At 63.1% G+C, this 8,452-nt stretch carries 7 protein-coding genes and 1 riboswitch; of the genes, 2 read left to right on the plus strand and 5 right to left on the minus strand.

Going from position 1 to position 8,452, the window contains the following annotated elements:
* Window positions 1-168: 168 nt before the first annotated feature.
* From cpdA to ABEH27_RS17800, 3 genes are all read right to left on the minus strand, one after another.
* Window positions 169-972 (minus strand): 3',5'-cyclic-AMP phosphodiesterase, encoded by an 804-nt coding sequence (gene cpdA / locus ABEH27_RS17790; RefSeq protein ID WP_346614832.1) that lies wholly within the window; start codon window positions 970-972, stop codon window positions 169-171.
* Window positions 973-1,057: 85 nt separating this feature from the next.
* Entirely contained in the window at window positions 1,058-1,510 is a 453-nt protein-coding gene (locus ABEH27_RS17795) for a DUF1249 domain-containing protein (protein ID WP_346614833.1), read from the minus strand.
* Window positions 1,501-2,118 (minus strand): NUDIX domain-containing protein, encoded by a 618-nt coding sequence (locus ABEH27_RS17800; RefSeq protein ID WP_346614834.1) that lies wholly within the window; start codon window positions 2,116-2,118, stop codon window positions 1,501-1,503. The genes ABEH27_RS17795 and ABEH27_RS17800 overlap by 10 nt, the downstream gene beginning before the upstream one ends.
* Window positions 2,119-2,303: 185 nt before the next feature.
* Here ABEH27_RS17800 and ABEH27_RS17805 point away from each other — a divergent pair, with 185 nt between their 5' ends.
* Window positions 2,304-3,050 carry an RsiV family protein gene (locus ABEH27_RS17805; protein ID WP_346614835.1) on the plus strand — a complete coding sequence of 249 codons (747 nt, stop codon included), beginning with the start codon at window positions 2,304-2,306 and terminating at the stop codon, window positions 3,048-3,050.
* On the opposite strand, the gene cytX is transcribed toward ABEH27_RS17805, so the two are convergent.
* Together cytX and thiC are read right to left on the minus strand one after the other, a co-directional pair.
* On the minus strand, window positions 3,019-4,302 hold the full coding sequence (gene cytX, locus ABEH27_RS17810; RefSeq protein ID WP_346614836.1) for a putative hydroxymethylpyrimidine transporter CytX: 1,284 nt from the start codon (window positions 4,300-4,302) through the stop codon (window positions 3,019-3,021). The two genes, ABEH27_RS17805 and cytX, sit on opposite strands and share 32 nt — an antisense overlap.
* A 201-nt stretch (window positions 4,303-4,503) precedes the next feature.
* The gene (thiC, locus tag ABEH27_RS17815) at window positions 4,504-6,390 is read right to left on the minus strand and encodes a phosphomethylpyrimidine synthase ThiC (protein WP_346614837.1); all 1,887 of its coding nucleotides are present in this window, start codon (window positions 6,388-6,390) and stop codon (window positions 4,504-4,506) included.
* Window positions 6,391-6,549: 159 nt separating this feature from the next.
* Window positions 6,550-6,656: riboswitch (TPP riboswitch) on the minus strand.
* A 162-nt stretch (window positions 6,657-6,818) separates the two neighbouring features.
* Between thiC and ABEH27_RS17820 the strand changes: the two genes are divergently transcribed.
* On the plus strand, window positions 6,819-8,252 hold the full coding sequence (locus ABEH27_RS17820) for a TolC family outer membrane protein (RefSeq protein ID WP_346614838.1): 1,434 nt from the start codon (window positions 6,819-6,821) through the stop codon (window positions 8,250-8,252).
* Window positions 8,253-8,452: the final 200 nt, after the last annotated feature.

Here is an 8,452-nt window from a genome sequence, read left to right on the forward strand (position 1 = left end):
TGGTGCGGGCGCAGGGATGCGCAGTGTAGCGCGTTCGCCGTGTTTTGGCGTAGCGGTGGGATTTTCGCAACAATTTCTCAGCTACGGCGGCGCGCTGTGCGCGCCATCGCCCGCAAGCCGGCTGCCACCAGGAGCGCATCGATTCAAACCTTGTGCAGTATCTCCACTTCAATAGCCCGGGCTGTCGAAGTCGAGCTTCACCTCGAAGTCCAATGCCCGCTCCACCCCCGTCTCCAGCCGCCCGTCAGCGTACAGGCGCAACCAGCGGTAGCCCGGCTGCTCCTCGCTCACCTTGAAGTCCTCGCTGCGCGGGGCGAACTGGATGCAGGTCGACGGTGTGGCCAGCAGGCGCAAACCGCCGCGCAGCGCGTCCCATTCCTGGTGGATATGCCCCCAGAGCAACGCTTTCACTTGTGGACGACCCTCAAGCCGACGCAGCAATTCATCGGCATTGCGCAGGCCGATCGGTGCGATCCATGCACAACCGATATCCACGGGTTGATGGTGGCAACAGACCAGGCAGTAGCGCTCACCTGCTGATTCAAGCGCGTCATCGAGCAACGACAGCTGGTCCGGCCCGAGCAGCCCATGGGTAGCACCGAGCACGGCCGAATTGAGCATTACCACGCGCCAGGCGCCCACATCGGTAACCGCCTGCACCAGGTCCGGGGCTACCTCGGCCATGACCCTGGCTTCATCATGGTTGCCCGGCAACCAGCGAGTGGGCACGGCGAACTCGGCGGTAAGCTCGCGAAACGCCTGATACGACGCAACGCTGCCATCCTGAGACAAGTCACCGGTGCACAACAGCAGGTCGATGCGCGGCTGTTCACGCCGCACCTGGCCGATCACGTGGCGCAGGCTGTCGCGGGTCCGCAGGCCCAGCAGCGTGCCCGCAGGGTCTGCGAACAGGTGAGCGTCGGTCAGTTGCACCACGTATACGGGTGCCTGGGAAGGGTCTGGGTGCGGCACCGGCCGTCTCCTCGTGCGGATTCAGCAGGAATTATGGCGGGGGAATGGTTGCGAGCAAACACCCGAAACCAACCGCCATCACATTTCAGCGCACACTTGCCAGTTCGTGGCCGCAGGCCAGGCAGTGGCTTAGCCATTCGCCGAGGAACAGGTTGAGCTGGGCCTTCTCATCCGGTTGGTGCATGGCATCGTTAGGATACGGGTAGATGCTGCGCAGGCGCCGGGTATGTTCGGCGCTGATCACCTCGGCCATGCGCGCATCGTGGTACACCTGCACCTCCAGGTGCGGCACCGGTAGCCAAGGCAGGCTGTGCTCCTGGCGTACCCGCAGGGTTGTGGTGTAGGGGCAGGCAAGCACCACGTCGAGCACCAGCACGCCCAGCATCTGGTCGCCCTGGGTCATGCCGATGCGCCGCGAGCTCTGGGTGGTGCGCATGTCGGGCAGCAGGCGCATGAGCCGGGCGTAGTTGGCCTCGCAGGCTGCCTGCAGCCCGGCCAGATCGACCCGATAACGCTCACGCAGCAGGTTCACTTCCACATACCTCGTACTTCATCGCGGTTGAGCGCCAGCCATTGCAGGCCGATGATGGTCGCCGCATTGCAGATGCGCCCGTCGCGCACAGCCTGCAAGGCATCTTCGAACGACCAGACACGCACGCGGATATCCTCGCCCTCTTCTTCCAGGCCGTGCAAGCCACCGGCGCCTTCGCTGCTGCAATGGCCGAGGAACAGGTGCACGTATTCATCGCTGCCACCCGGTGACGGGAAATAGCGCGTCATTGGCCACAGCGCGCTGAAAGTCAGGCCGGCTTCTTCTTCGGCTTCGCGGTGGGCGACTTCTTCTGGCTGTTCGTCCTTGTCGATCAGGCCGGCAACCAGCTCGATCAGCCAAGGGTTGTCGGTTTTGCCCAGCGCGCCAACGCGGAACTGCTCGATCAGCACCACTTCGTCGCGCTGGGGATCGTAGGGCAGCACGCACACGGCATCGTGGCGCACGAACAGTTCGCGGCTGATTTCGCGGCCCATGCCCCCGGCAAACAGTTCATGGCGCAAGCGGAGCTTGTCGAGCTTGTAGAAGCCCTGGAAGCAATTGGCCCGCTCGATGACCTCGAAGCCCTTGGGCACTGAATTCAACACGTCTGACATGGAAATCCTCATTACCTCAAATACTGCTTCGCGCCATCCTACTCTGCACGACTGCCCGTTTCACCCCCTTCCGGCAACCGTTCGCGCGGTCGGGACAGCGGGCCTGCTCTCTGTTAGCTTAGTGGCGAACTGAAGGCCGCGCAGGCGGTCAAAGGCCGACTTTTCCCTGTACTGCAAGGATCATCATGACACTTGTCAAACTGACCTCCGTGGCTGTGCTGGCCTTGGCCCTGGGTGCCTGCCAGAGTCTGTTCACGCCCAATTACCGGGCCCCGCTTGAGGTCAAGCGTGACGCCTGGGAGCATGTGAAACCCGGGTGCAGCGCCAGTGACTGCCCGCTGGTGAACATCGACACCATTCACTTCCCGGACCTGCCCAAGCTCGACGGCATCGTCGAAAAACGCCTGTTGCAACTGACCGAAGACAACCAGCATGGCACCGCGCCCAGCACTTTGCAGGCGTATGAGCAGCAATACCTGGCCAACGCCGACAAACGTAACAGCAGCTACCTGCAAGCCAAGGTACGCGAACAGCATGACGGGCTGGTGATCATCGAATTGTCGAGCTACCTCGACAGCGGTGGTGCCCACGGCATGCCCGGCCGCGGCTTCATCAACTACTCGCGCAAGCTGGACAAGGTGCTGACCCTGCAGGACATGCTGCTGCCAGGCCAGGAAGACGCCTTCTGGAAGACGGTCGAGGAATCGCACCGCGCCTGGCTGATCAGCGTGGGCATGGACAAGGACGCCGAGTTCGTCAAAACCTGGCCATTCAAGAAGTCGCCGCACATCGCCCTGACGTACGGCGCGGTGGTGGTCAAGTACGAGGTCTACTCCATCGCGCCCTATTCCATGGGCCACGTGGAACTGAAGCTGCCCTACCCTCGCCTCAATGGCGTGCTCAAGCCTGAGCTGTTTCCCGGCCGCGGCTGAAGCTCAACAGCAGGTGCAGCCCACCTGCCAGCAGCAATGCTGGCAGGGTCGCACCTAGCTCCGGGGCTTGCGCGGCGATGATGTGATAAGCCGCAACGCCCACCGCCCAGGCCAGCAGTGCCTGCCAATGCCAGCCATCAACCTGTGCAGGCAAGCGGCGGCGGCGGATCACGTAGTGGTCCACCAGTACCACGCCGAACAGCGGTGCGAACACCGAACCAATCAAGAGCAGGAAGTTCTCGTACTGGGCCAGTGGCGCCAGCAAGGCGATCAGGGTGCACAGCACACCGATGGCCAGCGCCAGGTGCTCGACCTTCACGCGAACCAGCAAGCCGGTCGATACGGCTGCCGAGTGGATATCGGCAAAGGCCTTCTCCGATTCGTCCAGCAGAATCAACAGCAACGGAATCCCCATCCCGGCACCCGCCAGGGCCAGCAGCAGTGCGTTTGCTTCACCGCTTGGTGCAAAAGCCAGGGTGTAGGCCACGCCCAGGCTCATCAGCCAGGTATTGCCGATGAAGTAACCGAGCACGGTGCCACCGAACACATGCTTGCCGTTGCGGGCGAACCGCGAGTAGTCGGCAATCAGGGGTAACCATGACAGCGGCATGGCGATGACGATGTCGAAGCCGACAGCCAGCGACATCGAGCCGTCACCTGCACGGTTCCACAACTCGCCCATGTCGGCCTTGGCCAACAGGTTCCAGGTCAGCCACAAGCAGGCGCCCAGCAGCACCCAGATGCCCCACTTGCGCAGCACCTTGCGCACGAACGCCAGCGGCCCGCTGACCGCGAGCAGGGTCGCCAGGCCACCGAAGCACAGGGTCCAGAACATCGGGCTGTTCCACAGGCTGCCTTCGCCGAAGGTGCGCGCCCCCAGCAGGCTGGCGGCGTCACGCATGACGATGATCTCGAACGCGCCCCAGCCCACCAGTTGCAGCAGGTTGAGCAAAGCCGGCAGACGCGCCCCGTGGCTACCCAGGCCAAGCCGCAGGGTGGCCATGGCGGACAAGCCGGTGTCGCTGCCGATGACGCCAGCGGCCCCCAGCAACAGCACGCCCACACCGGTGCCGAGGGCGATGGCCAGTACTGCGCCGGCCAGGCCAAGGCCCGGGGCGAGCATGGCGCCCACTTGCAGGACCATCAGGCCGATGCCCAGGGAGAACCACAGCGAGAACAGGTCGCGGCCGCCGAACGGGCGCTGGTGGGTGGGGACCGGGTGGTCGGGGGAGAAATGGCTGGGGGTTGTCATTGTTGTATCGCCGAAAGAGTTAAGTGAGCCAAACCCGTGAATCGGGCCAGTTGGGCTGCTTAGCAGCCCATCGCCGGCAAGCCGGCTTCCACTGCGCAGCCCGGGCATTGCGCTAATCCTGTAGGAGCCGGCTTGCCGGCGATGGGCCGCACAGCGGCCCCGATGTAGCAAGCAGCGACAAACGCCGCTGCACCTGAAGCCTTACACCTTGTGATACAGCTGGCTGCCTTCCTGGCGGAACCGCTCGGCCTGTTCGCGCATGCCCTCCTCGACCGATACATCCACCGCGTCGATCCGCAGGTTGGCGGCGTATTCACGCACCTCCTGGGTGATTTTCATCGAGCAGAACTTCGGCCCGCACATCGAGCAGAAGTGCGCGACCTTGGCCGATTCCTTCGGCAGGGTCTCGTCATGGAAGGCGCGCGCGGTGTCTGGGTCCAGGCCCAGGTTAAACTGGTCTTCCCAGCGGAACTCGAAGCGCGCCTTGGACAAGGCGTTGTCACGGATCTGAGCGCCAGGGTGGCCCTTGGCAAGGTCGGCGGCGTGCGCGGCAATCTTGTAGGTGATGATGCCGGTCTTCACGTCATCCTTGTTCGGCAACCCCAGGTGTTCCTTGGGCGTGACGTAGCAGAGCATGGCACAGCCGAACCAGCCGATCATCGCCGCGCCGATGCCCGACGTGATGTGGTCGTAGCCGGGAGCGATGTCGGTGGTCAGCGGGCCGAGGGTGTAGAACGGTGCTTCGTCGCAGCATTCCAGCTGCTTGTCCATGTTCTCCTTGATCAGTTGCATCGGCACGTGGCCCGGGCCTTCGATCATGCATTGCACGTCGTGCTTCCAGGCGATCTTGGTCAGCTCGCCGAGGGTTTCCAGCTCACCGAATTGCGCCGCATCGTTGGCATCTGCGATCGAGCCTGGGCGCAGCCCGTCGCCCAGCGAGAAGCTCACGTCGTAGGCCTTCATGATTTCGCAGATCTCGTCGAAATGCGTGTACAGGAAGTTCTCCTGGTGATGCGCCAGGCACCACTTGGCCATGATCGAACCACCACGGCTGACAATGCCGGTGACCCGCTTGGCGGTCAGCGGCACGTAGCGCAGCAGCACGCCGGCATGGATGGTGAAGTAGTCCACGCCCTGCTCGGCCTGCTCGATCAGGGTGTCGCGGAACAGCTCCCAGGTCAGGTCCTCGGCCACGCCGTTGACCTTCTCCAGGGCCTGGTAGATCGGCACGGTACCGATCGGCACCGGCGAGTTGCGGATGATCCACTCGCGGGTTTCGTGGATGTGCTTGCCGGTGGACAGGTCCATGACCGTGTCCGAGCCCCAGCGAATGCCCCAGGTCAGCTTGGCCACTTCTTCCTCGATCGAGGAGCCCAAGGCGCTGTTGCCGATGTTGCCGTTGATCTTCACCAGGAAGTTGCGGCCGATGATCATCGGCTCAAGTTCGGTGTGGTTGATGTTGGCCGGAATGATCGCGCGGCCGCGGGCGATTTCTTCGCGCACGAACTCGGCGGTGATCTCTTTCGGGATGTTGGCGCCGAAGCTGTGGCCGGCGTGCTGCTGCTTGAGCAGGCCAGCGGCACGGGCCTCCTGCAGCTTCATGTTTTCGCGGATGGCGACGTATTCCATCTCGGCGGTGATGATGCCCTGGCGGGCGTAGTGCATCTGCGAGACGTTGGCGCCAGCCTTGGCACGACGCGGGTTGCGCACGTGGTTGAAGCGCAGCTTGGCCAGCTCCGCATCGTTCAGGCGCTGCTGGCCGAAGTTCGAGCTCAGGCCACCCAGGCGTTCGGTGTCGCCGCGCGCGTCAATCCACGCCGAACGCACATCAGCCAGGCCCTTGCGCACGTCGATGATGACGTTGGGGTCGGTGTACGGGCCGGAAGTGTCATAGACCAGCACGGGGGCGTTGGTTTCGCCGCCGAAGTCGGTAGGGGTATCGTGCAGGCTGATTTCACGCATCGGCACGCGGATATCCGGGCGCGAGCCTTCGACATACACCTTGCGCGAACGCGGGAACGGTTGCACGGACTGCTGATCGACTTGCGCCGACTCGCTGAGGTTGATCGTTTTTTCTTGTTTGCTCATCACAGGCTCTCCAGACAGCTTCCTAGCGGTGGAATGTCGGGGAGAACCTGAAAGACGCGGACGCACCCCTTGATGGGTGTGCAGTGCCGGATACATGGGGGTGCCGTGAGCTGCGCGCAGCTGTGACATTCCCGGACCTGGCACAAGAGGCTCCCCGGGAAGGCGAGCAATCTTGTTCCCTACGCAGGCGCTAACCTGATCAGGTTCAACGGGATCCGCACCTCTGCGATCTCAGCCTTTGCTTCAAGGCACCCCGACAAGAACATGCGCAGTCTAGACTGGAGTGGCCGGCAAAGCCAAGCGCGTAAATCGTAGCGATGATGAAAGGCGCATTCGGCGATTGTTGCCAGTTGCGCAGGGCCTTACACTGGCCCGTCATTCGATACTCAACAGTTCAGAAATTACAATTTCGTACAAGGATTGCCTCTATGCTGCGCAAACTCTCACTGGCGATAGCCGTGTCTTGTGCGTCCAACGGAGTGGTCTGGGCAGCGGATGTGCCCACAACGGTGAAGACCGACCTGGTCAGCGTTTATCAGGAAGCGGTCGACAACAACGCCGATCTTGCCGCCGCCCGCGCCGATTATGGCGCCCGCCGCGAAGTGGTGCCCCAGGCCCGCGCCGGCCTGTTGCCGAACCTGTCGGCGGGTGCCGAGATGCTGAACACCCGCACCAAGCTCGATGAACCTTCGATCACCTCCAACCGCAGCGGCAATTCCTGGAGTGCTACCCTGGCGCAGCCGGTGTTCCGTGCCGACCGCTGGTTCCAGTTGCAGGCCGCCGAGGCGGTCAACGAGCAGGCGGCGCTGGAGTTGTCGGCCACCGAGCAGAACCTGATCCTGCAGACCGCGCAAAACTACTTCGCCGTGCTGCGTGCCCAGGACAACCTGGCCGCGACCAAGGCCGAAGAGTCCGCCTTCAAGCGCCAGCTCGACCAGTCCAACGAGCGCTTCGACGTGGGCCTGTCCGACAAGACCGACGTGCTGCAGTCCCAGGCCAGCTATGACACGGCCCGGGCCAACCGGATCATCGCCGAGCGCCAGGTACAGGACGCCTTCGAAGCCCTGGTAACCTTGACCAACCGGGAGTACTCGTCGATCCAGGGTGTGGTCCACACCTTGCCGATTCAGGTGCCCACGCCAAACGACGCCAAAGCCTGGGTCGAGACTGCCGGCCGCCAGAACCTCAACCTGCTGGCGACCAACTACGCCGTCAATGCCGCCGAAGAAACCCTGCGCCAGCGCAAGGCCGGCCATGCCCCGACCCTGGATGCGGTGGCCAAGTACCAGAAAGGCGACAACGACAACCTTGGCTTCACCAACCCCTCGCAACTGGGCGTGCGCTACAGCGGCGACGTGGAGCAGACCAGCATCGGCCTGCAGTTGAACATCCCGATCTACAGCGGCGGCCTGACCAGCTCGCAGGTGCGCGAGGCCTACCAGCGCCTGAGCCAGAGCGAGCAGCAACGCGAAAGCCTGCGCCGCCAGGTGGTGGAAAACACCCGCAACCTGCACCGCGCGGTAAACACCGATGTAGAACAGGTGCAGGCGCGCAAGCAGTCGATCATTTCCAACCAGAGCGCGCTGGAAGCCACCGAAATCGGCTACCAGGTGGGTACCCGCAACATCGTCGACGTGCTCGACGCGCAGCGCCAGCTGTACACCTCGGTGCGCGACTACAACAACAGCCGCTATGACTACATTCTCGACAACCTGAGCCTGAAGCAAGCTGCCGGCACCTTGAGCCCGCAAGACCTGGTAGACCTGAGGCGGTACCTGAAACCGGACTACAACCCGGACAAGGACTTCCTGCCGCCGGACCTGGCTGCGGCTGCGGCGAAGAACTTCGAACGCAGGCCTTGAGACAGGTGTCGCGCCACTCGCGGGTGAACCCGCTCTCATGGAATAAACGCTGACTCACTGATTTGGCGGGGATCCTGTAGATACCGTCTTGACCCTCACCCTGCAAGAGCGATTTTGGGGTCAAACGGTATCCCCGACTTCACCACCCCGTAAACCAGGTGCAGCAGCTTGCGCATCGCCGCGCAAACGATCTGTTTGTA

Source organism: Pseudomonas sp. P39-UII1 (genome assembly GCF_039672635.1).
Lineage (GTDB): Bacteria > Pseudomonadota > Gammaproteobacteria > Pseudomonadales > Pseudomonadaceae > Aquipseudomonas.

Excerpts from the sequence above, each read along its gene's own strand:
- ABEH27_RS17800 (WP_346614834.1), bottom strand. The coding sequence starts at position 2,118 with ATGTCAGACGTGTTGAATTCAGTGCCCAAGGGCTTCGAGGTCATCGAG.
- ABEH27_RS17805 (WP_346614835.1), top strand. The coding sequence starts at position 2,304 with ATGACACTTGTCAAACTGACCTCCGTGGCTGTGCTGGCCTTGGCCCTG.
- cytX (WP_346614836.1), bottom strand. The coding sequence starts at position 4,302 with ATGACAACCCCCAGCCATTTCTCCCCCGACCACCCGGTCCCCACCCAC.
- thiC (WP_346614837.1), bottom strand. The coding sequence starts at position 6,390 with ATGAGCAAACAAGAAAAAACGATCAACCTCAGCGAGTCGGCGCAAGTC.
- ABEH27_RS17820 (WP_346614838.1), top strand. The coding sequence starts at position 6,819 with ATGCTGCGCAAACTCTCACTGGCGATAGCCGTGTCTTGTGCGTCCAAC.